Genomic DNA, 21,966 nt, shown 5'->3' with positions numbered 1-21,966 from the left:
GACATCTCGTCGTCGACCTCTGATCCTTCGACAGAGGTCAGATCCGCGACTAAGCAGGTCGCCGGAATTCACCACTGACGAGCCCGACATGCCCGAGACGATCGCGAGCTACGATCCCCTGCTGCGATGGATTCATTGGGCGACCGCCCTGCTGTTCATCGCAGCGATGCTGATCGGGCTGTATTGCGGCCTTCAGCCGGCCGGGACGTCGCCGCGGCGGGAGCTGCTGGAGGTTCACAAATCGCTCGGCGTCACGCTGTTTATGCTGGCCATTATCCGCGTGATCGTGCGGGCTCGCACCACGGCGCCGGCCGCTCCGGCCACGTTCGGACCGATGGTCCGCGCGCTGTCGCAGCTCAATCATTGGGCGCTCTATGCGCTGCTGCTGATCATGCCCGTCACCGGCTACATGTTCTCGTCGGCCGGCGGCTACTCGCTGCGCTATTTCGGGACCTTCAGCTGGCCGCGCCTGTTCGCCGGCGACAGGACGATCGCCCATGCCGGCGAGATCACGCATGATACGCTGGCCTATCTGGCCTATCTCGTGGTCGGCCTGCACATTGCGGCCACGCTCTGGCACGCGTTTGTCAAGAAGGACGAGGCGCTGGCCCGGATGTGGCCGCGGCGGTGAGCGTGGCCGCCGTAGGGTGGGCAAAGCAGCCGCCGTCAGCCGGCAGCGTGCCCATCGTCGTGCGGCGAGCTCATTGCCAAGACGATGGGCACGGCGCTACACAATCCCGATCGTGGAGACCGCACGGCCGCGCCTTTGCTCCCCGACTCGACAACTATATCGGCTTCGCTGCCACAACGAGATCGCCGGCGCGCTGGTCCTGCTTCAGCAGGGCGGCGAGCTCGCTCTCGTCGAGCGTCTCCTTGACCAGCAGGCGGCGCGCCGCGCGCTCCAGCACGTCGCGCTTGTCCTGGAGCAGCTTGCGGGTGCGCTCCAGCGCGTTCGTCACGATCGCACGCACCTCGGCGTCGATCGCATCCCCTGCGGCCTCGCCATACTCGGCGCTGCGTGAGACGCCCGGCGCAAGAAACGACTGGTTGTCGCGCTCATAGGCGACCGAGCCCAGTTGCTCCGACATGCCGTAGCGGGTCACCATCGAGCGCGCGATGTCGGTGACGCGGCGCAGATCGTCGGCGGCGCCCGTCGACAGATGGCCGTAGACCACGAGCTCCGCGGCGCGGCCGCCGAGCAGCACCGCCATCTTGTTCTCGAGCTCCTCGCGCGTCATCAGGAAGCGATCTTCCGTCGGGCGCTGGATGGTGTAGCCGAGCGCGCCGACGCCGCGCGGGATGATCGACACCTTGTGCACGGGATCGGTGCCCGGCAGGCTCATCGCGACGATCGCATGCCCCATCTCGTGATAGGCGACGATCTCGCGCTCCTTCGGATTGAGCAGCCGGTTGCGCTTCTCCAATCCGGCGACGATGCGCTCGATCGCATTGTTGAAATCATCGAGCGTGACCTCGTCGCCGCCGCGCCGCGTCGCCAGCAAGGTCGCCTCGTTGACGAGGTTGGCGAGATCGGCGCCGGTGAAGCCGGGCGTCAGCGCCGCGACCTTCTCCGGATCGACGTCGGCGGCGAGCTTGGCCTTCTTCAGATGCACCTGCAGGATCTGGATGCGACCCGGCTTGTCGGGCCGGTCGACCAGAACCTGGCGGTCGAAGCGGCCGGCGCGCAGCAGCGCCGGATCGAGAATCTCGGGCCGGTTGGTCGCCGCCAGCAGCACGAGACCTGTCGAGGAATCGAAGCCGTCGAGTTCGACCAGCAACTGGTTCAGGGTCTGCTCCTTCTCGTCATGGCCGCCGGCGAACGGGCCCATGCCTCGGGCACGTCCCAGCGCATCGAGCTCGTCGATGAAGATGATTGCGGGCGCCTTGGCGCGGGCCTGCTCGAACAGGTCGCGCACGCGCGCGGCACCGACGCCGACGAACATCTCGACGAATTCCGAGCCCGAGATCGAGAAGAACGGCACGCCGGCCTCGCCCGCGACCGCCTTGGCGAGCAGCGTCTTGCCGGTGCCGGGCGGGCCGACCAGCAGCACGCCCTTGGGCATGCGGCCGCCGAGACGGCCATAGGATTTCGGATCCTTCAGGAACGAGACGATCTCGCGCAGTTCGTCCTTGGCCTCGTCGACACCGGCAACGTCGTCGAAGCGAACGCCCGTGTTGGATTCGACGTAGACCTTGGCCTTGCTCTTGCCGATCTGCATCAGGCCGCCGCCGAGCCCGCCGGCGCCGCCCATCATCCGGCGCGACAGCCAGTACCAGACGCCGAAGAACAGCGCGATCGGCATCACCAGCGAGAGGATGTCGCCGAGGATGTTGCTCTCGACGCGGCCGGTGAAGGTGACGTTGGCCTTGCTGAGCTCCTTGGCGAACTCCTGGTCGACGCGCGTCGTCGCGAAGCGCGACTGGCCGCTGGGCAGCGGCTCCTTCAGCGTGCCTTCCAGGTAGTTCTCGGAGACGCCGACCTCCTTCACCTTGCCGGCTGCGAGCAGGTCCTGGAATTGACTGTAGGGAATGACGGCGACCTGGCGATAGCTCGTCCACGCATTGTGGATCATCATCGCGACGAAGATCGCGACGATTGCGTACCAGAGATTGAAGCGGGTCTGCTTGGTCATGGGTCTCTCAATCGGGTGATCAGTCGAAATCGAGTGTCCGCGAACGGCGGATCAAGCGGCCGCGCGTCAGGTGCGGTCCTGCGCTGCGACCTCGGGCACGAACACCGTGACCGCACGCGGCAGCACGGAGAAGCGCGCCGGCGTGAAGGTGACGAGCTCGCCATCGGCATTGATCCGGCGCGGACGGCGCGTGCGGATCTCGAACGATGTATCACGCGAGGCCCGCACCTCCTGCCACAGGCCGTGGCGGCCTTTGCGGAAGTCATAGGCCATCGCCAGCAGCTTCCAGATGCGGCCGATCTCCAGCGAATACAGATCGAGATGGGAATCGTCGATCTCGGCGCGGTGATCGACCGCCATGCCGCCGCCGTAGTAGCGGCCATTGCCGACCGCGATCTGCAGTGTCTTCACCCGCACCGCGCCGTCGGACGATACGATCATCGCGCGGAACGGCCGTGCATTGGTCAGCACCTTCAGCGCCGTGAGCGCATAGCCGAGCCGGCCGAACCTCCGCTTGGTTTCCTTGGTCAGCTGCCGCGCGAGCTCGGCGCTCAAGCCGAGGCTGGCGACGTTGAAGAACGGGTGCCCGTTGACCTCGCCGAGATCGATCCGGCGGCGATGGCCGGCCGCAATCACATCGACCGCGGCCTCCATATCCGCCGGCAGGCCAAGCGTGCGGGCAAGGTCATTGGCGGTGCCAGCCGGAATGATGCCCAGCGGCAGGCCGGTCTTGAGCAGTGCAGGCGCAGCCGCGTTCAGGCTGCCGTCCCCCCCGGCGACGACGACCGCTTCCGCATCGTCGGCATGGGCTTCGATCCACGGCGCCACCTCGCGCGGACTATGCGGCGCCGAGATCACGAGATCATAGCCGGCTGCGCTCAGCCGCGACACGGCAACGCCGGCCGCCTCGCCGCCGGAGCGGCTGCCGCGATTGATGATCATCAAGAGGCGGCGCGTTGCCACGGCCGGGCGCGACGGCGGCGCCTTCGCGATCGATACCTGGTCACCCCCCGTGGTCACGATTGTCTCCCGTACACAAAATGCCAGCGCGCTCCAGCGCACAGGTTCCATACAAAGTGGCGAGCAGGCGCTCCGGTTCCATCACGATCACCGCCGCCCATCCAGGCGATGCCGGGAGGTTTCAGCGGGGTAACGATTGTTGGGATGGTGATGTGGGGGCGAGAGCCGCAAGGCCCGATAGCAACAAGCGACGCGTGGGGCCGCACCTCGTCAAACTCCTCAATAGCGCCCGAAGTGCGCAATACCGCCAGCGGCAGCGGTCATGAAAGAGAGTCCGACATCATAGTCTCACGGACTATCAGAGGGGCCCGGATCTCCGGCCCTCTGGAATTAGTTCACCGCCGCCCGGCCGCAAGACGGCCGCCGGGCAGCAGACACTCTGTCGCACCTCGCCGTTCATCTTGCCGAACGCAGATGCGAACGGCGGGCTCTTGAAAACCGCAGGCTCTTGAAAACCACTCGGCAGACACATACGTCCATCGCCTACCCCTGGTCCGGGCCCCTCTGGTGAAGCTGCCGGTGCGCTCACGATGTCGGACCTGACATCAATCTCACCGGCTTGAAAGAGGGACCCCTCGTGGAATTCCTGCTCATCGCGTTTGCCGGCAAGCCCGTCTGGATGTGGCTCGCCTTCCTCGCAATCGTGCTCGCCCTCCTCGTCTTCGATCTCGGCATCCTCCATCGCAAGACGCGCGAGATCTCGGTACGCGAGAGCCTCGTCATGAGCGGCATCTACATCATGCTCGCCCTCGCCTTCGGCGCCTGGGTGTGGTGGCAAATCGGCGCCGAGGCCGGCACCGCCTATCTCACCGCATTCACGATCGAGAAGGCGCTGGCGATGGACAACGTCTTCGTCATCGCCATGATCTTCAGCTACTTCTCGATCCCGCGCGCCTATCAGCACCGCGTGCTGTTCTGGGGCATCGTCGGCGTCATCGTGCTGCGCGCGATCATGATCGGCCTCGGCGCCGCGATCGTCGCCCAGGCGAGTTGGGTACTCTATCTGTTCGCGCTGTTCCTGGTCGCGACCGGCATCAAGATGCTGGTGTTCAAGGACACGCCGCACGACATCGGCGCCAACCCGGCGCTGGCCTGGGTGCGCCGCCGCTTCGACGTCACCGACCGCCTGCACGAAGAGCGCTTCTTCGTGCGCCAGCCTGATGCGCGCGGCAAGCCGACCTGGTTCATGACGCCGCTGTTCCTGGCGCTGATCCTGATCGAGTTTGCCGACGTCATCTTCGCGGTCGACTCGGTGCCCGCGATCTTCGCGATCTCGACCGACCCCTTCGTGGTCTACACGTCGAACATCTTCGCGATCCTCGGCCTGCGCGCGCTCTATTTCGCGCTTGCCGCGATGGTGGATCGCTTCCAGTATCTCAAGCTGGCGCTGGCGGCGGTGCTGATCTTCATCGGCTCGAAGATCTTCCTGGCCGACCTGCTCGGGCTCGAGAAGTTTCCGCCCGCGATTTCGCTCGGCATCACCTTCGGTCTGCTCGGCGCCGGCATCGCCTATTCGCTGTGGAAGACGCGGCCTGCGGTCGAGCCGATGAAGTGAGGCAGGTCGAAGGACAAGAGGTTGCTGCGTGGCAGTGAATGATGTCGCATCCGACGACGAGGACTCCTCGGCGCCGCGCCGTCACAACGGGCCGATCAGCCGCCGGCTGCTCGCGATCGCCCGGACGGTGCGGTCGGAGGAGCCGTCGATCGGCGAGTTGTTCGACCGGCTGGAATCGGAAGGTCTTGGCCTGACCCTGCTGCTGCTGACCCTGCCGGCGCTGATCCCGTTGCCGGGCCCATTCGGCATGGTGTTCGGCATGTTCGTCGCGCTGGTCGCGCTGCAGATCCTGTTCGGCGCCGAGCGGCTATGGCTGCCCGAACAGTTGCGCCGCCGGCCGGTGCCGCAGCGGCTGCTGCGCAAGATCATCCGCGCCGGTCTCGACTGGGCGGGCTATGCCGAACGCGGCCTGCGCGAGGACAGGCTGGTCTGGCTGACCGGCCGGCCGGCGCGGATGCTGCTCGCGCTGCCGCTGCTTCTGATGGCGGTCACCATCATCCTGCCGATCCCGATGGGCAACGTGATGCCGGCGCTGGCGCTGATCGCCGCCTCGATCGGCTTCATGGCAGGCGACGGCCTCGCCGTGCTCGTGTCGATCCTGATTGCGATGGCTGCGGTGGTCTGGACTGCCGTTCTGCTCTACACCGGCGCCGCAGCAGCCGACTATGCCGCAACTCTCCTGGCCCGCTTAGCTGTGCATCTGCGGGCGATGCTGGAAAGCGTCGGTGTCGATCTCGGCTTTGCCGCAGGCGTGACAACCGTATTTGCAGTGGTAACCGGCATCGCGGCGCTTGCCTTCTGGGTGCAGGCGGTACGCCACCGGCGCAGCCGGCGCGCATCCGTCGATCCGGCGCAGGATCCGCGCGAGCGCTCCCGCGCGCTGGCGCGTCGCGGCCGCGGCCTCGTGGCCGCCGCGAGCATTGCGACCACCGCAGCCGCCGTCTTCATCGCCACGCGTTTCATGCTCACCGGCTCGATCTGAAGTTCCGCCTGTGGCGGCGCGGCCGCACGACGGTGCATTGCGGCTGCGACGGACATATCTTCGTGAGCACCTGCCGGCCGGAAGCGCGAGCACTTGTCATTGAAGCAGCAACAAAAAATGCGACCGGTAAGCTCTGGCGCGTCGCGCATCGTCGACGGCCTGCGAGAAATGCCACTGTCCCTTTGTGCCGGCTGCAGCTATACGAGAGATGACTGTCATTAAACGGTTACAGAATCGACACATGCCCGATTCGAACGCACCGGCGTCGATCCACGGCAGTGGCCATGCGGTCGGCGTGCGGGAGAGTGGTGAGTCGGCGAGCAGCGATCCCGGTGGCGCCGCCGATCGCTTGACTGCGCAGCACCTAGCCGATCACGCGGCCACGCAGGAGGATGCCGCAGCGCTTGGCGTGGAGGTCGCGGCGCCGTCCTTGCCGGATCCGGCGGCCGGCAGCGGCCACGAGATCGAGCTGAAACTCCTCGTCGCGCCCGATCAACTCGCCGGCTTCAACAACGCACCGGTCGTCACCGCGCATGCGCGCAACAAGGGCTCGCGCAAGCATCTGACATCGGTCTACTACGACACGCCGAAGCGCACGCTGTGGAAGAACGGCTTCACCTTGCGGGTGCGCCAGAGCGGCTCGCGCTTCGTGCAGACTGTGAAAGAGCAGCACAGCGACGACCCGCTCAAGCGCGGAGAGTGGGAGGCCAGCGTCGGCTCGCTGGCGCCAGATCCGGTGCTGGCGGCCGCGCTGCTGCCGGAGGAGCTTCGCTCCGCGCTGGCCGAGGCAACGCTCGAGGCGGTGTTCACGGCCGACGTGCATCGTCACGCGCGCATGCTCGACGTGCCCGGTGCGACCATCGAGATCGCGTTCGACAGCGGTGTCATCAAGGCCGGCGAGCAGCGTGAGATCGTGAGCGAGATCGAGCTGGAGCTCAAGAGCGGCAACCCCGCCGCCATCTACGAGATCGCACAGCGCATCGCCGATCACGGACCGATCAGACCTTCGATCCGCAGCAAATCCGCGCGCGGTTTCGACCTCGCAGCCGGAGCAGCGCCGGGGGCCGAAAAGCCGCCCAAGCTGCGTCTCGATCCGGCGGTGTCTCTCGACGAGAGCTTCGCCCTCGTCCTGCGCGGCAGCCTGCATCATCTGCTGCAGGCCATGCCTGCGGCAGAGGACGGACGCGATACGGAAGGCGTGCATCAGTTGCGGGTGGCGCTGCGCCGCCTGCGCGCCGCGTTGCACCTGATGCGGCCGCTCGGGACCTCGGCGACGCTCGACGGTCTCGAGGCGGATGCGCGCTGGCTGGCACAGAGCCTCTCGGCGGCGCGCGACCTCGACGTGTTCCTGACCGATACGCTGCCCGAGATCGCCGAGGCCTGCCCCACTGTTGCAGGCTTCGACTCGCTCCGGGCGCTCTGCGAGCGGCGGCGCGATCTCGCCTATCGCACGCTGCGCATCGCGCTTGCCGAGCGCCGCTGCGCCGCTTTCGTGCTCGGCCTCGGCGAATGGATCGAGACCCGCGGCTGGCGCAACGACGTCTCCCCCGACGATCTCCGACGCCTCGCGGCGCCCGCGATCGATTTTGCCGGGCCTGTCCTGTCGGAGCGCCACCAGAAGGTGCTCAAGCGCGGCCGCCGCTTCAAGAAGCTGTCGGCCGAGCGGCGCCACCGGCTGCGTCTCGCGCTGAAGAAGCTGCGCTACAGCATCGACTTCCTGCTGCCGCTCTACGGCGCGAGCAAATCGGCGAAGAAATATGCCAGGACGCTCGCCGGCTTCCAGGAACAGCTTGGCCACTACAACGACATGGCGGTCACCGCCGGCGTGATCGAGACCCTCGGCACCGCCTCCACCGAGGCGGCGATCGCGGCCGCCGCGATCACCGGCTGGCAGTCGCATGCCATGGCCGGCGTGGAGGAGCCGTTGCGCGAGGCGTGGCGCGCCTTCACGAAGGCGCCGACGCCATGGCAGGCCGAGGAGGCGTGACGACCGGACGCGGTGACGTCGGTTCATGGACCGCATTGATCTGGTTCAAGGCGTCTGGTCGAGCTGTTTGGGAGCGTGATCTCATGAAGATATCCAGCGTGACGTGTCCCCATTGCCGTGCCGCCTACGAGATCGCGGAATCGACCTCCGCCGTTGGCGCTGCCGGGCGGTTCGACTGCGGCGTCTGCGGCACGCCATTGGCGGCGTGGGACGAGCCGAAGCTGCGGGCCTTCCGCCTGGAGGTACCACCCGAGCGCAAATATCCCCGCGTACCGGCGCCCGCCCCGCTCGCCTGACTCCCGTTCCGCAATCCGGAACGCCCGGCGTGGTCCGTCGAGGTGACCGCGCATCCGCGCATGGCGCCATGGCCGGCGGCAACTTGCCTGGCTTTTTTGACCGGGTCATAGTCGGTCACCGCGCGGTGCTGCCGGCTGGCTTGGCCGCATCCACTGCAGCGTCCCGATCCACTTCAGCGAGTCATCCGGTCCTCATGCCCATCCTCAACAGCATCGCCGCGCTCTCCGACGAAATGGCCGCCTGGCGCCACGACTTCCACGAACATCCCGAGCTGCTGTACGAGGTGCATCGCACCGCCGGCATCGTCGCCGACAAGCTGCGCGCATTCGGCTGCGACGAGGTGGTGACGGGCATCGGCCGCACCGGCGTGGTCGGCGTGATCCGCGGCCGCAAGTCGGCCTCCGGCAGGACCATCGGCCTGCGCGCCGACATGGATGCGCTCCCGATCGAGGAAACCTCTGGCGTTCCCTACGCCTCGAAGACGCCGGGCCTGATGCACGCCTGCGGCCACGACGGCCACACCGCGATGCTGCTGGGCGCTGCGAAATATCTCGCCGAGACCCGCAATTTCGACGGCACCGCCATCGTCATCTTCCAGCCGGCCGAGGAAGGCGGCGCCGGCGGCAAGGCGATGGTCGATGACGGGCTGATGACGCGCTGGGGCATCCAGGAGGTCTACGGCATGCACAACATGCCGGGCGTGCCCGAAGGCCATTTCGAAATCTCGCCCGGCGCGATGCTGGCCTCGGCTGATGCGATCCACATCAAGGTCACCGGCAAGGGCGGCCATGGCGGCGCCGGCCCGCACCGGGCGGTCGACAGCATCCTGATCGCCTCGCAGATCGTCAACGCGCTGCAGTCGATCGTCGCCCGCAACGTCGATCCGTTGAAGTCGGCGGTGATCTCGGTGTGCTCGATCCATGGCGGCACCACCTTCAACGTGATCCCCGAGACGGTCGAGATGCTGGGCACCGTGCGCACGCTCGATCCGGAGATCCGCGATCTCGTCGAGAGGCGCATCGTCGAGGTCGCCGAGGCCACCGCGCGCGCCTATGGCGGCTCGGCCGAGGCGATCTACGAGCGCAAATATCCGGTGACGATGAATCACCCTGCGCAGGCGGCTTTCGCCGCCGACGTCGCCCGCGACGTCGCCGGCGCTGAGCGTGTCAACGACCGCGCCATTCCGCTGATGGGCGGCGAGGATTTCGCGTTCATGCTGGAGGCACGCCCGGGCGCCTTCGTGTTCCTCGGCATGGGCCCCGGCAACGAATGCCACCACCCGGCCTACCGCTTCAACGACAACATCCTCAGCGCCGGCGCATCGTACTGGGTGAAGCTGGTCGAGAAGAGCATGCCGGCGAACTGATCGGAGCGACCGCGCAAGCTCGCAACGAGCGTCATTGCGAGGAGCCGTAGGCGACGAAGCAATCCAGGATCTTCATCGGATCGCCAGTCTGGATTGCTTCGCTCCGCGCTCCGCTCGCAATGACGGGTGTGGCTGACATCGCCGGCCCCACAGGCTCCGTCATCGCGAGCGCCAGCGAAGCGATCCAGGGACGCTATGCACCGATCGGAATGGCTTCGGCTTCCTTCCACGAACAGTTCGCCCCGTATCGAAACATCACGCGCCGCCGCCCGGCTAGGAGAAGCCATTCTCCCGCCCGCGAGGCACCATGCAGAGCCGCTCCGATCTCACGACAGAATTCGCCCTCCTGCTCGTTCTGTCCACCTTGTGGGGCGCCTCATACACCTTCATCAAGATCGGCGTCGAAACCATTCCGCCGCTGACCCTGATCGCCGCGCGCACGCTGATTGCGGGGCTGCTGCTGGCCGCGATCATCCGCAGCCGCGGCCTCGCTTGGCCGCGTGACCGGACGATTTGGCATCGCTTCGTGATCCAGGCCGGTCTCAACAGCGTCGTGCCATTCACGCTGATCGCCTGGGCCGAGCGCACCGTCGAGGCGGGTCTTGCGACGATCCTCAACGCGACCTCGCCGATCTTCACCTTCCTGCTGACCGCGCTGGTGACGCACCACGAGCCTGTCACCCTGCGCAAGCTGGTCGGCGTCGCCGCCGGACTCGCCGGCACCTGCCTCATCGTCGGCACCGAGGCGCTGGGCGGGCTTGGCCGCGAGCTGTGGGCGCAGATTGCGATCGTCGCCGCCACCATCTGCTATGCCGGTGCGGCGATCATGGGAAAGAGCTTCAAGGGACTCGATCCGATGTTGCCGGCCGCGGGATCGCTGCTGTCGGGCGCCGCGGTGCTGATCCCGCTTGCGCTGGTCGTCGACCATCCGTGGACGCTGGCACCGTCACTGCGCTCGGTGCTGGCGCTGGTCGCGCTCGCGACCGTCTCGACTGCGGCCGCGATGGTGATCTATTTCCGCCTGGTGCAGACGCTCGGCTCGATCGGCGCCACCGCGCAATCCTATCTGCGGGTGCCGATCGGCGTTGCGATCGCCGTGGCCGGGCTCGGCGAGCACCTCGCGCCGACCGCCTGGATCGGCCTCACCTGTGTCCTCATTGGTGTGATCGCGATGACGCTGCCCGCGCGCAAGAAGCCGACAGGCGATCCGATCCAAGGTTGACCGCACGCACCAGCGCTGCTTTGAACCCAAAGCGGCAACGCTGGATCAATAAAATGCAATGCATCTTCGTTTTGCTTCTTGTCGCGCTGGCAACCACGATTGGTCCGGCCGCGGCCTCGGCCGACATCCCCTACGCGATGTCGGAGCATCCTTCACAAGACGGCCGCTGCAAAGGAGACACCGGCAAGGCCGACCTCGACCGCGACGAGCAGGCCTGCCTCGCTCAGTTGAACGATGTCGTCAGGCGCAACGGCAAGTCGCTGGAAATCACATTCAAGGATGGTTCCACCAGAAGCTACGTGACCCGACTTCCGGATGACCTACCCGGACATGAGGACGACTCGGTCGAGTACAAGCTCGTCAGCTACTTTCCGGAGCACGAACTCCTGCTGATCGAGATCGGCTATTGGGAAGGCGTGCAATGGATGCTGCTGTGGCTCAATCGCGTCATCGAGACCAAGATCCATTCGCCGCCGCACGCCTCGCCAAGCCGCCGCTGGCTGTTTTCGGTCTGCTCCAGCGAAGGTCCCTCCGGCTGCGGCAACGGGATGGAGATCGTTGCCGCGCCGTTCGACCTCAAGCTGGGGGGCTGGTCCTATCTCACCCCTGACGACGACTACACCTTCTACGAGTTCGACGGCTGGGACGGCGACGACCGCGTCAAGCTCATCGCCACCTTCAAGGTCGGCACCGAGATGAAGCCATTCCCGGCCTCTGTCGAACGCAGCAACGGCCGCTGGCAATTGAAGCTGCCAAAACAGCACCGCAAACCGCCACGTCATTAGCAGCCCGTTTCTCTCGCCGTCATTCCGGGGCGGCGCGCAGCGACGAGCCCGGAATCCATAACCACGACTGTGCATGTGGCGAAGACGAGCATACCGGCCAGCTCGCGTCGCACAGCATCCTGTGGCTATGGATTCCGGGCTCGCGCCGCTGCGCGACGCGCCCCGGAATGACGGCGGAGAGAGTGAGGCTAAGAGTGCTGCCCTGCTTCGATGACGCAGTCGCCGACAGCAGCGTGGTCACTCATCCCCCGATCGCGATCGTCACCTTGCCGAGATGCGCGCCGCTCGCCATGTAGTGGAACGCCTCGCGCGCCTCGCTGAACGGAAACACGCGGTCGACCACCGGCTTCACCTGATGCAGCGTCAGCGCGTTCGCCAGCGCCTGGAGATCGTCGACCGAGCCGACCGTGACGCCCTGCAGCCGCTGCTGCTGCATCACCATCAGCGGCAGCCGCAGCTCCGAGGCCGGCGCACCGGCGAGCACGCCGATGAAGGCGATGGTGCCGCCGATCCGGGTGGCGCGGATCGACTCGTTCAAGGTGCCGACGCCGCCGACCTCGACCACGAGATCGACGCCCTGCCCGGTGATCTCGCGCGCCTTCTTGCCCCAATCCGGCACCTGCTTGTAGTTCAGCGTGACATCGGCGCCGAGCGCCGTCAGCCGCGCGATCTTGGCTTCACTCGACGACGTCGCGATCACCCGCGCGCCGGCCATCTTCGCGATCAGCAGCGCAAAGATCGAGACGCCGCCGCTGCCTTGCGTCAGCACGGTGTGGCCGGGCCTGATGCCGCCGAGCTTGATCACCGCGCTCCAGGCGGTGACGCCGGCGCACGGCAATGTCGCGGCCTCGACGTCGGTGAGATGCGCCGGCGTCCGCACCAGCGCGTGCATGGGAAACACCCGATACTCCGTCAACGTGCCGTCGACGGCGCCGCCCAGCGCCGCACGCATCTTCGCTTCGCTCGGCTCGCCGCCGGTCCAGCTCTCGAAGAAGCTGCCGATGACTCGGTCGCCGGTCGCGAATGCTGTGACGCCCTCACCGACCGCCTCGACCACGCCTGCGCCGTCGGACAGCGGCACCAGCGGAAATTTCTGCCGCGAGCCGTAGCCGCCCCTCACCGTGATCAGGTCACGATAGTTGATGCTCGCCGCCGTCAGCCGCACCAGCACCTCGCCCCTCCCCGGCTGCGGCACGGGCTTGTCGACCAGCGCCAGCGCATCGATTCCGCCGGGCCCCTGCAGCTCGTAACATTGCATCCGATGTCTCCCGCCCAAGCGGCGTCGCCGCTTCGTTGTTCTGCCGGGAATGGTGAAGCGTTTCGTGCCGGCGATCAAGCCGAGCCTCGTTCCGCGCGGCGGACAGACAACGCGAACGCAACGCAAATCCGATGGTCGCGGCGCCGCCGGCTCTCAGTCATCGATCAGCGGGATCACGACATGGTTCAGCACATATTCCGTGCCAACCCAGGTAATGGTGAGTGCCAGCAGCAGCAATCCAGCCAGCAGCAGCATGTCGCGCCGTTCCATCGAACACATACGCAGCAACGCCGCTGCGCGTTTCGCATCGCAGCCATGCCACGCGCCGCGAGACATGCGACGCCTGCGAGGAACCGGGCCTTCACATCGCCGCGTCGAACCTGATCCGGCAGACCAGACCTTCGTCGCGATAATCCTGCTCGATGCTGCCGCCGATCGCCGCAAGGCTCGCACGGATCATGCGCGTGCCGAAGCCCTCTTTCCCGGGCGGCTCGATCGGGTGCGGACCGAGCTCGCGCCAGGCCACGCTGCCGCGGCCGCCCTCCTGCGCGATCTGGACCTCGAGTCGTCCACCCTGGCCGCGCAGCGCGCCGTATTTGACGGCGTTGGTCGCAAGTTCGTGGAACACCAGCGCGAGATTACGCACCGCTTCCGGCCCCAACGGCATGTCCGGGCCGTCCACCGTCACGGCGCCGGAGGCGCGATACGGCTGCAGCTCGACGTCGAGCAGCATGCGCAAGGTCATCAGGCGGTGGTCCGACCAGGCGAGACTGTTGGCGCGCGCGACGGCGTCGAGCCGCAGCGCGATCGCTTCCCCTTTGGCGCGATCCTCGCCCGACAGGCTCGATCTGACGATCGCCTGAAACAACGCGAGCTGATTGTTCACGCGATGTCTCAGCTCGCCGAGCAGCAACTCGCGCGCATGCTCGCTGCGCTTCAGCTCCATCAGCGCGCCGCGACAGAGATGCCCGAGCCAGATGATCAGCGCCGCGGTGCTCAGGAATCCGACGAGGTTGATCGCCTCGGCATGATCGGGACGATCGGTGAAGCCGACGAGCACCACGGTGGCAGACAGCCAGGCGGCAAAAATGGCCGCGGGAATGCCGCCGAGCAGCGCGGCGAACACCACCGCAGGGTAGAACGTCGCGTAGGGCAGCGTCGCGCCGGCATAGTCCAGCCCGATCCGGCCCGCGGTCGAAATCGCGACGGCGAGCATGGTGAGCAGAAACGTGGTCGCCGACCACTGTCTGCCCCGAACGATCCAATCTGAGAAACTCCGACCCGCGCGCACGATTGACCCCGAGCGCAAGGTCTATCGCCGGACGCCTGCAGGAACAAGCTGAAGCAACTGCCGCATGGGCGCAAAAATTTTAGGAACTTTTGCCGCGCCGTTGCGTTTGACGGCCCTGTTGCGCCAGACGGAACGCATCATGCCGCGTGGTGGGAGAAGCGACCGCTGCGCCGCCACCGGCAAGCGTGACTACATGGCCCCTGCGCCCCCAGCGCCTCTGCTCGACACCATCAGTGCTACTCCGCGTCGCGTCGGCGCAGCACGAATGCTGGACGTTGCATGATGAGCTCGTCGCCGGCTGCGCCGATGAACTGAAAGACAACGGTATCGGAACGCTGCACGCGAGAGAGCTTGTATCCGGCGCCTCTTGCTGCGCTAACCCTAGCGGCTTGCCGCTGAGCGCCGCAGCGTCGATCATGGCGGTCATGACGACGAAATCGCGCGAGAGACTCTACGGTGCCGGCATCCGCATCGCGCAGGAGCAGGCCGCGCGCGCGCGCAAGGAAGCGGATCGTCTGGCCTGCGACGCCTGGAACAAGCGGATGCTCGGCTACAAGGGACCGGCGCAGCCGTCGCCGCTGCTCGGCGACGCGCTCAACGCGGGCTATTACTATCTCGAAGTGCGCTGCCTCGGCTGCGACACCAATCAGACCGTTGCGCTCGACATCATCAGGCGCGCCAAGACGACGCCAATCCATGAACTCGAGCGCTACATGCGCTGCCAGGACTGCTCGCGGCTGCGCGGTCGTCCCTACAAGCGCAGCGCGCTGGTGGCATTGCGCGCGACCAAGATCTCGGCCGCGCATCCGGCCTCGACATGGTGGCCCGGTGAACGATAGACAGTCGAATGCCGAGCGTCGCGTCATCTCGCATCCCCATAGAGGTACTCCGATCAGGCGCTGACGGCGCCGCTCGAAAAAATGCATGGACACCCGGAACAATCATGACGATCCGTTGTTTCGAAAACTTGCCGGCGCGGCAGGGAAGCGGAACATGTCAGAGTTGATGACCCAGCCGGACAAGCTGCGGGCCGACGCAGCGGAATGCGCCCTCATTCGTGATCTCGCCACCGACCGCGACAAGCGCGAGCTGTTCGCGCGCCTGGCCGAGCATCTGAGCATGCTCGCCGCCGAGGTCGAGCACGCGGCGCGCGCACGGGATGGGCACGCAGAGAATGCGAGCCTGCGCTGAACCGCGACGCTCGCCGGACGAACTGCGCCGATTGCGCTCCGCTGCTGTTGCGGTGCTCGCCACACAATCGCGCACCTCCCATTCGCTATAGATCGGGATGATCCGCGATCGATTCGCGCAGCGAGCGATCACGCCCCTCTCAGCGCCACAGGTGCCGATCTTGCGACGTCTCCTCCCCCGTCTCGCCTGCCTCGTTCTGCCGCTTCTCCTCGCTTTCCCCGCCACAGCCGCTGAGCTCGTCGGCCGCGTCAGCATCGTCGATGGCGACACGCTGGACATTCACGGCGAACGGATTCGCCTGTGGGGCATCGACGCGCCCGAAAGCGCGCAGCTCTGCCGCGGCCGCGACCGCAAGCCATATCGCTGCGGCGCGCTGGCCGCCAACACGCTGGACGCGTTCACGCGCAGCAAGGTTCTGCGCTGCCTGCCGGTCGATGGCGATCGCTACGGCCGCATCGTCGCGCGTTGCGCCGCCGGCGCGACGGATCTCGGCCAGTTCATGGTGTCGCGCGGGCTTGCGGTCGAGGAGCCGCAATATTCGCGCGGCGTTTACACCGCCGATCAGCGCGCCGCCCGCCGCGCCGGCCGCGGCATCTGGTCGGGCCGCTTCATCGCGCCGCCGCTCTATCGGAGCTGCATGCATGCCGGCGGTACGACGTCGGTGTGCTCGGACGGCGGGATCGGCTGGCGGTGAGCGCCGCCGCATGACGACGTCGCCTTCCACCACACCCGACACAACACCTCAATTGCCACGCGTTGGCCTCTGGCTGTACGGTCGCGCATCGCAGAGATCAGGGCTGGATGAGGACGATGACGGAGACAAAGACGCGCGTGGCGATCCTGTTCGGCGGGCGCTCGGCGGAGCACGACGTCTCGCGGGCCTCGGCGGCCAACATCGTCCGCTCGCTCGATGCCGGTCGCTACGCCGTCACGCTGATCGGCATCACCACCGACGGACGCTGGGTGCTCGCCGACGCTGCGAATGACGGCACGGGCGCGGCGCTGACCGTACCCGCTGACGGCCCGCAGATCGTGCTGCTGCCGGCCGGCCAGGGCCGCGCGCTGGTCATCGGCGACGGCGCCCCGCGCGAGCTCGCCTTCGACGTCGTGTTTCCGGTGCTGCACGGTCCGAACGGCGAGGACGGCACCGTGCAGGGCGCGCTGGAGCTCGCCGATGTCGCCTATGTCGGCGGCCGCGTGATGGGATCGGCGGCGGCGATGGACAAGGACGTCGCCAAGCGCCTGCTGCGCGATGCCGGCCTGCCGATCGTGCCGTTCGTCACCATGACGGAAGCGTCGCCTGTGACCTATGCGGCGGCGGTCGACGCCGTCGGGTCATCCGAGCTGTTCGTCAAGCCGGCCAATCTCGGCTCCTCCGTCGGCATCTCCAAGGCGCGCAGTGCCGAGGAGTTCGAAGCCGCCTGCCGCCTGGCGCTGCGCTTCGACCTGAAGATCCTGATCGAGCGCTGCATCAGCCCGGTGCGCGAGATCGAATGCGCGGTGCTGGAGCATGCCGACGGCGAGGTCGCCGCCTCCGAGCTCGGCGAGATCGTGCCCGCCGACAGCCACGGCTTCTATTCCTATGAGGCCAAATACACCGATGCCAAGGGCGCCTCGCTGCACGTCCCGGCGCAGGTCGAACCCGCTCTCGCCGCGCGCATTCGCAAAATGGCCACCGAGGTGTTCGGCGTGCTCTGCTGCGAGAGTCTCGCGCGCGTCGACTTCTTCGTCCGCGGCGAGGAGGTCTACGTCAACGAGGTGAACACCCTGCCGGGCTTCACCAACATCAGCATGTACCCGAAGATGTGGGAGGCCACCGGCCTGCCCCAGCCGGCGCTGATGGACAGTCTGATCGCACACGCGCTGGCGCGCCATGCCCGGCTCAGGCAACTGGCGTCGCAGCGCTGAGGAACGCTTTTGCGGCCGCCGCAGGTCAGCGCGGCGCCACCTTGACGCCGGCGGCGACCCGGTCGCTGGGATAGATGATCACGACATCGCCGCTGGCGACGCCGTCGGCCACGGCGGCGAACCGGCCCGAGCGCCGGATGAGCCGGACGGTGCGCAACTCGGCGCGCCCATCCTTCAGCGCGAACACCGACCAGTCGTCACCGCGCTTGAACAGCGCGCCGGTCGGAACGATGGTCGCATCCTCCTGCGTGAAGACGACGATCTGCGCATCGAGCTGATAGGCATCGCCGAGCCGCTGCCATTGCTCGGCCGGCGAGACGATGTCGATCAGCACGTTGACCCGCTGCTCCTCGACGCCGAGCGTGGAGATCTTCGTGAAGGCCGCCGGCTCGACCCGGCGAACCCGGCCCGACAGGCGGCCTGCCCCGCCCCAGCGATCGATCGTGACCTCGGCGCCGGGACGGATCTCGACCGCGTCGGTGCTCAGCACGTCGATGACCACTTCGAGATCACGGGGATCGCCGAGCTCGAGCAGCGCCGCGCCTGGCTGCACCGTCGTCTCGCTTTCCTGGATCACTTTCAGCACCAGCCCGCCGACCGGCGCGGTCACGCTCCAGCTATCCGCCGGCGCATCGGCATCGGTCTTGCTCCCGTAGCGCGCCAGCATCGCCCTGAGCTGGCTGAGCTCGTGCTCGGCGGCATGGTCGGCATATTCGGCGGCGCGCAGGTCACGTTCGGCAATCCGCATCGCGAGCTCGGCGCGCTCCCGGGCCTGCGCCGTCGCGGCTCCGCTGGCGGCCAGCGCCGTGGTACGCGCCAGATCGGCGCTCGCCTGTGCGCTCTGCGCCTGCGCTCGGGCCACCACCTCCTTGGCGCGCTCGACATTGGCCTCGGCCGCACCGAGCAGCTCCTCGACCTCGCGGCGGGCCCGCGGATCGAGCAGCGGCGCCGGCGCCGGCATGATTGTGGCGACCACGTCGTCGGCCTTGACCTGGTCGCCGGCCTTGAAGCGGATGCGGCCGAGACGGCCGGCGAGCGGCGCGGCCACGACGTAGCGCTGGCGCACCCGCGTCTTGCCGTCGTCCTCGACGGTGGCAACGAACCGCCCTTTCGTCACCGCGGCCGTCTCCACCGGGACGGGGCCCGGCATCATCATCCAGGCGATGACGGCGGCCGCCGCCACAACGCTCGATACGATGACGACGCGGCGCAAAACGGGTGGCATGCTCATTCCCTGGTCTTGAGGGCCGCGACCAGATCGAGCCGATCCACCCTCCTGCGGACGATGATGGCGCTGATCGCGGCGCTGGCCAAGACCACCGCTGTCGCGATCAGGTAGGTCTGCGGCGCGATCACGCCCGGGATCTGGAAGCTCTCGCTGGAATGCAGGCGCGCGATCAGGCCGATGATGGCGTGCGACAGCCACAGGCCGAGCGGAATCCCGGCCGCGATGTCCAGCGCGAACTCGCCGAACAGGATGCCCGCGACCTCGCCGCGGGTGAAGCCCAGCACCCGCAGGCTCGCGAGCTCCCAGGCGCGCTCCTGCAGGCTGATGCGGGCGCTGTTGTAGACCACGCCCACGGTGATGATCGCGGCGAAGCCGGTGAGGATGCCGGCGGTGACGAACACGAGGCCCGCGATCTTCTCGATGAAGGATGCGAGGGTGTAGGCCTTCATCGTCACGGATTCGATTTTCGGCATGCTCTTGAACCTCGCGCCGAGCGCAGCCAGCGCCGCCGGCTCGACCTGGAGGCTCGCCGCCGAGATCACCGCGCCTTCGCCGGTGAAGCGGTTGAGCGTGTCGATGTCCATGTAGGACGCCATGCCGATCGCCTCGTCGACGATGGCGCTCACTGGCAGGTCGCGCCGCCGGCGGTGGCCTTCCATCGCCTCCACCGTCACGACCTGCCCTGCGCTCAGCGCCAGGCGCTCGGCAAGGCGTCGGGTCAGCGTGATGCCATCGGGCGCCGCGACGATCGGACGACGCGCGGAATCGTGCGGTCGGCGCAGCTCGTCGGCGGCGGCCAGTCCGATCACCGAGGTGAGGTAGCTCTGGTGCCCGGCCCGCAGGCGCACCGGAACGATGCGCTGGCCTTCGATCGCGAGCACGCCGGGCTGGCGCGCCAGGTCACGCAGGATCGCGCGGTCCATCGGATGGATGAAAGTGATCGTGGCGTTGCCGCGCTCGACCAGGTTGAACTGCAGCTCGATCATCTCGCCGATGGCGTCGCGCCAGAAGATCCCGAGCACCATCATCGGCACCGCGAAGGCGATGCCGACGATGGTGAACAGCGAACGGAACGGCCGCCCCGCGACGTTGCGCAGCATCATCATCCGCCGCGCGCCGAACGCCGTGCCGGGCAGGATGCGCTCGATCCAGGAGCGGCGGAACCCCAGCGGCATCGCGGGCCGCATCGCCTCCGCCGGCGCAAGGCCGACGACCTCCTGAAGCGCCGTGACGACGCCGAGGGCGCCCGCCGCGACGCTGATCGCGACACCGGCCACCGCCGCCCATGGCGCCAGCCGAAACGGCAGCTCCGGAAGACGGAAGAACCCCTGATAGCTCGCGATCATGGCATGGCCGAAGCCGACGCCGCCGGCGATGCCGAGCACCGATCCGATCAGCACGATGACCAGCATCAGCTTGAGATAATGGAAAGTGAGCCGCAGCGTCGGAAAGCCGAGCGCCTTCAGCGCCGCGATCTGCTCGCGCTGCGCGGCGACCAGCCGCCCGAGCGCGCCGTTGAGCAGGAACGTGGCGACACCGAAGAAGATGATGGGGATGGTGATCGACATCACCTTCTGCTGGTTCAGCTCGTCCTCGAGAAAGCGGTTCGACGGCTGGTCGCGCCGCGCAATCGCGCCGATCGAGCCATAGGGCTCGAGCAGCCGGTCGAGCTCCTCGATCACGGGCTTGGGATCGACACCCGGAGCGAGCGCGACCACGGCATCGTTGAACGCTCCTTTCATGTCGAAGGCGGCCTCGGCTGCGCTCCGGTCGACCCACAGGATGGCGTAGAGGCGATCGTCGGGGATCGGCAATCCAGGCTTCACCGCGTAGACATATTCCGGCGACAACGCGATGCCGGAAACCCGGAAGCCCTGCACGCGGCCATTGAGCAGCACGCGGATGTCGTCACCCGGACTGACGCCATTGGCCTCGGCAAACGCCTCGTTGACCGCGGCGCTGCGGGCGGCACCCGGCTCAGGCGCGGCGCCGCGGCGCAGATGCAACCGCGCCAGGGGCTCGTCGCCGGCATGGGTCAGCGACACCAGGCGGGCCGAGACCGGTTGCGAGACGGCCGGCCAATCGACGATGACCTCGCGCACGATGCGCGGCTCGACCGCGACCACGCCAGGAATGGAATTGAGCCGTGGCACCAGCGCGAGCGGCGCCCGCTTCAGCGTGACGAAGATCTGCGGAAACCGGCCGTCGGCATAGAACTGCTCGCAGCCCCCACGCAGGGACAGATAGGTCGAGACCGAGCCGACGAACACGGCGACACCAGCCGCCACCAGCAGCGCGATCGTGACCACCTGTCCGCGCATCGCGCCGATGTCGCGCCACAGCTTGCGGTCCAGCAGGCTCACCAGCGCACCTCATCGGCCGAGAGGCGCCGCGCATTGCGCGTCTCGCCGACGATGCGCCCGCCGCCGAGCCGCAGCACTCGATCGGCCATGCCGGCGATCGCCGCGTTGTGGGTGATGATGATGGTGGTCGTCCCGAGTTGCGCGTTGGCGCGGGCGATCGCGGCGAGCACGACCTTCCCCGTCTCATAATCCAGCGCGCCGGTCGGCTCGTCGCACAACAGCACGTCGGGCGCCTTGACCATGGCGCGGGCCACCGCGACGCGCTGCTGCTCGCCGCCGGACAGCTGCGAGGGAAAGTGGTCGATCCGCCGCTCGAGGCCGACGAGCTTGAGCACCTCGAGCGGATCGAGCGGCTTGTCGGCGATCTCGGTGACCAGCGCGACGTTCTCGAGCACCGTCAGACTCGGGATCAGGTTGTAGAACTGAAACACGAAGCCGACATGCTCGCGCCGGTAGCGCGTCAGCTCGGCATCGCCGGCGCCGACCAGTTGATGATCGCGCCATTGCGCTTCGCCCGACGTCGGGCTGTCCAGTCCGCCGAGGATGTTGAGCAGGGTCGACTTGCCCGATCCCGACGGCCCGAGCAGCACCACGAGCTCCCCCTCGTAGATGTCGAGGTCGACATCGCGCAGCGCATGCACCTCGACCTCGCCCATCCGATAGGTCTTCGAGAGCTTGCGCGCGCGGAACACCGGGGCGGCGCCGGGCCGATCAGAAGGCGCGGCGGGGCCCCCGTCGTTGGTGACGGCCGAACTCATCGGGCTGCGGTTCCTGCACCAAAGGCCCGCATCGAACGTGCGAGACGTCTCACGCCTGAATCCTCGACATCGGATGGCATCCCCGACCATCGGTCGGCAGCCATCGTCATCCGTTGATGCAT

The 21,966-nt window shown here is 67.4% G+C and carries 20 protein-coding genes; 12 read left to right on the top strand and 8 right to left on the bottom strand.

Annotation, left to right across the window (positions count from 1 at the left end):
• Positions 1-88: 88 nt before the first annotated feature.
• Positions 89-631, top strand: a complete 543-nt coding sequence (locus tag ACQR1E_RS19590; protein ID WP_434897456.1) for a cytochrome b — start codon at positions 89-91, stop codon at positions 629-631.
• Positions 632-785: 154 nt separating this feature from the next.
• Here the strand turns inward: ACQR1E_RS19590 and ftsH are convergent, their stop codons facing one another.
• Both ftsH and ACQR1E_RS19580 read right to left on the bottom strand, forming a co-directional pair.
• Positions 786-2,633: an ATP-dependent zinc metalloprotease FtsH gene (gene ftsH, locus ACQR1E_RS19585; RefSeq protein ID WP_315714798.1), complete on the bottom strand. Its 1,848-nt coding sequence runs from the start codon at positions 2,631-2,633 to the stop codon at positions 786-788.
• 66 nt (positions 2,634-2,699) lie between these two features.
• Positions 2,700-3,653 carry a lipid kinase gene (locus ACQR1E_RS19580; protein WP_315749338.1) on the bottom strand — a complete coding sequence of 318 codons (954 nt, stop codon included), beginning with the start codon at positions 3,651-3,653 and terminating at the stop codon, positions 2,700-2,702.
• Between the two features lie 577 nt (positions 3,654-4,230).
• Here ACQR1E_RS19580 and ACQR1E_RS19575 point away from each other — a divergent pair.
• The 7 genes from ACQR1E_RS19575 to ACQR1E_RS19545 all read left to right on the top strand — a co-directional run bounded on the left by ACQR1E_RS19575 (position 4,231) and on the right by ACQR1E_RS19545 (position 11,847).
• Positions 4,231-5,208, top strand: coding sequence for a TerC family protein (locus ACQR1E_RS19575; RefSeq protein ID WP_316225232.1), 978 nt, complete (start codon positions 4,231-4,233; stop codon positions 5,206-5,208).
• Between the two features lie 28 nt (positions 5,209-5,236).
• Positions 5,237-6,190, top strand: coding sequence for an exopolysaccharide biosynthesis protein (locus ACQR1E_RS19570; protein WP_434897455.1), 954 nt, complete (start codon positions 5,237-5,239; stop codon positions 6,188-6,190).
• A 241-nt stretch (positions 6,191-6,431) separates the two neighbouring features.
• Entirely contained in the window at positions 6,432-8,177 is a 1,746-nt protein-coding gene (locus ACQR1E_RS19565; protein WP_434897454.1) for a CHAD domain-containing protein, read from the top strand.
• Positions 8,178-8,260: 83 nt separating this feature from the next.
• Positions 8,261-8,473 carry an MJ0042-type zinc finger domain-containing protein gene (locus ACQR1E_RS19560; RefSeq protein ID WP_315737382.1) on the top strand — a complete coding sequence of 71 codons (213 nt, stop codon included), beginning with the start codon at positions 8,261-8,263 and terminating at the stop codon, positions 8,471-8,473.
• 194 nt (positions 8,474-8,667) lie between these two features.
• Entirely contained in the window at positions 8,668-9,840 is a 1,173-nt protein-coding gene (locus ACQR1E_RS19555; RefSeq protein ID WP_315714803.1) for a M20 aminoacylase family protein, read from the top strand.
• A 307-nt stretch (positions 9,841-10,147) separates the two neighbouring features.
• Positions 10,148-11,062, top strand: a complete 915-nt coding sequence (locus ACQR1E_RS19550; RefSeq protein WP_434897453.1) for a DMT family transporter — start codon at positions 10,148-10,150, stop codon at positions 11,060-11,062.
• A gap of 53 nt (positions 11,063-11,115) precedes the next feature.
• Positions 11,116-11,847, top strand: a complete 732-nt coding sequence (locus ACQR1E_RS19545; protein ID WP_434843508.1) for a hypothetical protein — start codon at positions 11,116-11,118, stop codon at positions 11,845-11,847.
• A gap of 241 nt (positions 11,848-12,088) precedes the next feature.
• Here ACQR1E_RS19545 and ACQR1E_RS19540 read toward each other — a convergent pair whose 3' ends face one another.
• From ACQR1E_RS19540 to ACQR1E_RS19530, 3 genes are all read right to left on the bottom strand, one after another.
• Positions 12,089-13,105, bottom strand: coding sequence for a zinc-dependent alcohol dehydrogenase family protein (locus ACQR1E_RS19540; RefSeq protein ID WP_315749326.1), 1,017 nt, complete (start codon positions 13,103-13,105; stop codon positions 12,089-12,091).
• Between the two features lie 153 nt (positions 13,106-13,258).
• Complete coding sequence (locus ACQR1E_RS19535; protein WP_315749324.1) at positions 13,259-13,441, bottom strand: hypothetical protein; 183 nt, start codon at positions 13,439-13,441, stop codon at positions 13,259-13,261.
• A gap of 25 nt (positions 13,442-13,466) precedes the next feature.
• Positions 13,467-14,321 carry an HWE histidine kinase domain-containing protein gene (locus ACQR1E_RS19530; protein ID WP_315714808.1) on the bottom strand — a complete coding sequence of 285 codons (855 nt, stop codon included), beginning with the start codon at positions 14,319-14,321 and terminating at the stop codon, positions 13,467-13,469.
• Positions 14,322-14,821: 500 nt separating this feature from the next.
• Between ACQR1E_RS19530 and ACQR1E_RS19525 the strand changes: the two genes are divergently transcribed.
• From ACQR1E_RS19525 to ACQR1E_RS19510, 4 genes are all read left to right on the top strand, one after another.
• Positions 14,822-15,235 carry a hypothetical protein gene (locus ACQR1E_RS19525; RefSeq protein ID WP_316164436.1) on the top strand — a complete coding sequence of 138 codons (414 nt, stop codon included), beginning with the start codon at positions 14,822-14,824 and terminating at the stop codon, positions 15,233-15,235.
• A 166-nt stretch (positions 15,236-15,401) separates the two neighbouring features.
• Positions 15,402-15,587 (top strand): hypothetical protein, encoded by a 186-nt coding sequence (locus ACQR1E_RS19520; protein ID WP_315714985.1) that lies wholly within the window; start codon positions 15,402-15,404, stop codon positions 15,585-15,587.
• A gap of 157 nt (positions 15,588-15,744) precedes the next feature.
• Positions 15,745-16,281, top strand: a complete 537-nt coding sequence (locus tag ACQR1E_RS19515) for a thermonuclease family protein (protein WP_315714986.1) — start codon at positions 15,745-15,747, stop codon at positions 16,279-16,281.
• 116 nt (positions 16,282-16,397) lie between these two features.
• Positions 16,398-17,495 (top strand): D-alanine--D-alanine ligase family protein, encoded by a 1,098-nt coding sequence (locus tag ACQR1E_RS19510; protein ID WP_434897452.1) that lies wholly within the window; start codon positions 16,398-16,400, stop codon positions 17,493-17,495.
• 25 nt (positions 17,496-17,520) lie between these two features.
• On the opposite strand, the gene ACQR1E_RS19505 is transcribed toward ACQR1E_RS19510, so the two are convergent.
• From ACQR1E_RS19505 to ACQR1E_RS19495, 3 genes are read right to left on the bottom strand one after another with little or no spacing between them, the layout of a single operon-like run.
• Positions 17,521-18,720, bottom strand: a complete 1,200-nt coding sequence (locus tag ACQR1E_RS19505) for an efflux RND transporter periplasmic adaptor subunit (protein WP_434897451.1) — start codon at positions 18,718-18,720, stop codon at positions 17,521-17,523.
• 2 nt (positions 18,721-18,722) lie between these two features.
• A complete protein-coding gene (locus ACQR1E_RS19500) occupies positions 18,723-21,089 on the bottom strand; it encodes an ABC transporter permease (RefSeq protein WP_434897506.1) in 2,367 nt (788 codons plus the stop codon).
• Complete coding sequence (locus tag ACQR1E_RS19495; protein WP_315714812.1) at positions 21,083-21,844, bottom strand: ABC transporter ATP-binding protein; 762 nt, start codon at positions 21,842-21,844, stop codon at positions 21,083-21,085. Before ACQR1E_RS19495 ends, ACQR1E_RS19500 begins: the two co-directional genes overlap by 7 nt.
• Positions 21,845-21,966: the final 122 nt, after the last annotated feature.

Source organism: Bradyrhizobium sp. HKCCYLRH1030, assembly GCF_051168395.1.
Lineage (GTDB): Bacteria > Pseudomonadota > Alphaproteobacteria > Rhizobiales > Xanthobacteraceae > Bradyrhizobium.
This window is presented reverse-complemented; position numbering and strand designations above follow the sequence as displayed.

Excerpts from the sequence above, each read along its gene's own strand:
- ACQR1E_RS19590 (WP_434897456.1), top strand. The coding sequence starts at position 89 with ATGCCCGAGACGATCGCGAGCTACGATCCCCTGCTGCGATGGATTCAT.
- ftsH (WP_315714798.1), bottom strand. The coding sequence starts at position 2,633 with ATGACCAAGCAGACCCGCTTCAATCTCTGGTACGCAATCGTCGCGATC.
- ACQR1E_RS19565 (WP_434897454.1), top strand. The coding sequence starts at position 6,432 with ATGCCCGATTCGAACGCACCGGCGTCGATCCACGGCAGTGGCCATGCG.
- ACQR1E_RS19560 (WP_315737382.1), top strand. The coding sequence starts at position 8,261 with ATGAAGATATCCAGCGTGACGTGTCCCCATTGCCGTGCCGCCTACGAG.
- ACQR1E_RS19555 (WP_315714803.1), top strand. The coding sequence starts at position 8,668 with ATGCCCATCCTCAACAGCATCGCCGCGCTCTCCGACGAAATGGCCGCC.
- ACQR1E_RS19550 (WP_434897453.1), top strand. The coding sequence starts at position 10,148 with ATGCAGAGCCGCTCCGATCTCACGACAGAATTCGCCCTCCTGCTCGTT.
- ACQR1E_RS19545 (WP_434843508.1), top strand. The coding sequence starts at position 11,116 with ATGCAATGCATCTTCGTTTTGCTTCTTGTCGCGCTGGCAACCACGATT.
- ACQR1E_RS19540 (WP_315749326.1), bottom strand. The coding sequence starts at position 13,105 with ATGCAATGTTACGAGCTGCAGGGGCCCGGCGGAATCGATGCGCTGGCG.
- ACQR1E_RS19535 (WP_315749324.1), bottom strand. The coding sequence starts at position 13,441 with ATGTCTCGCGGCGCGTGGCATGGCTGCGATGCGAAACGCGCAGCGGCG.
- ACQR1E_RS19530 (WP_315714808.1), bottom strand. The coding sequence starts at position 14,321 with ATGCTCGCCGTCGCGATTTCGACCGCGGGCCGGATCGGGCTGGACTAT.
- ACQR1E_RS19525 (WP_316164436.1), top strand. The coding sequence starts at position 14,822 with ATGACGACGAAATCGCGCGAGAGACTCTACGGTGCCGGCATCCGCATC.
- ACQR1E_RS19520 (WP_315714985.1), top strand. The coding sequence starts at position 15,402 with ATGACCCAGCCGGACAAGCTGCGGGCCGACGCAGCGGAATGCGCCCTC.
- ACQR1E_RS19510 (WP_434897452.1), top strand. The coding sequence starts at position 16,398 with ATGACGGAGACAAAGACGCGCGTGGCGATCCTGTTCGGCGGGCGCTCG.
- ACQR1E_RS19505 (WP_434897451.1), bottom strand. The coding sequence starts at position 18,720 with ATGCCACCCGTTTTGCGCCGCGTCGTCATCGTATCGAGCGTTGTGGCG.
- ACQR1E_RS19495 (WP_315714812.1), bottom strand. The coding sequence starts at position 21,844 with ATGAGTTCGGCCGTCACCAACGACGGGGGCCCCGCCGCGCCTTCTGAT.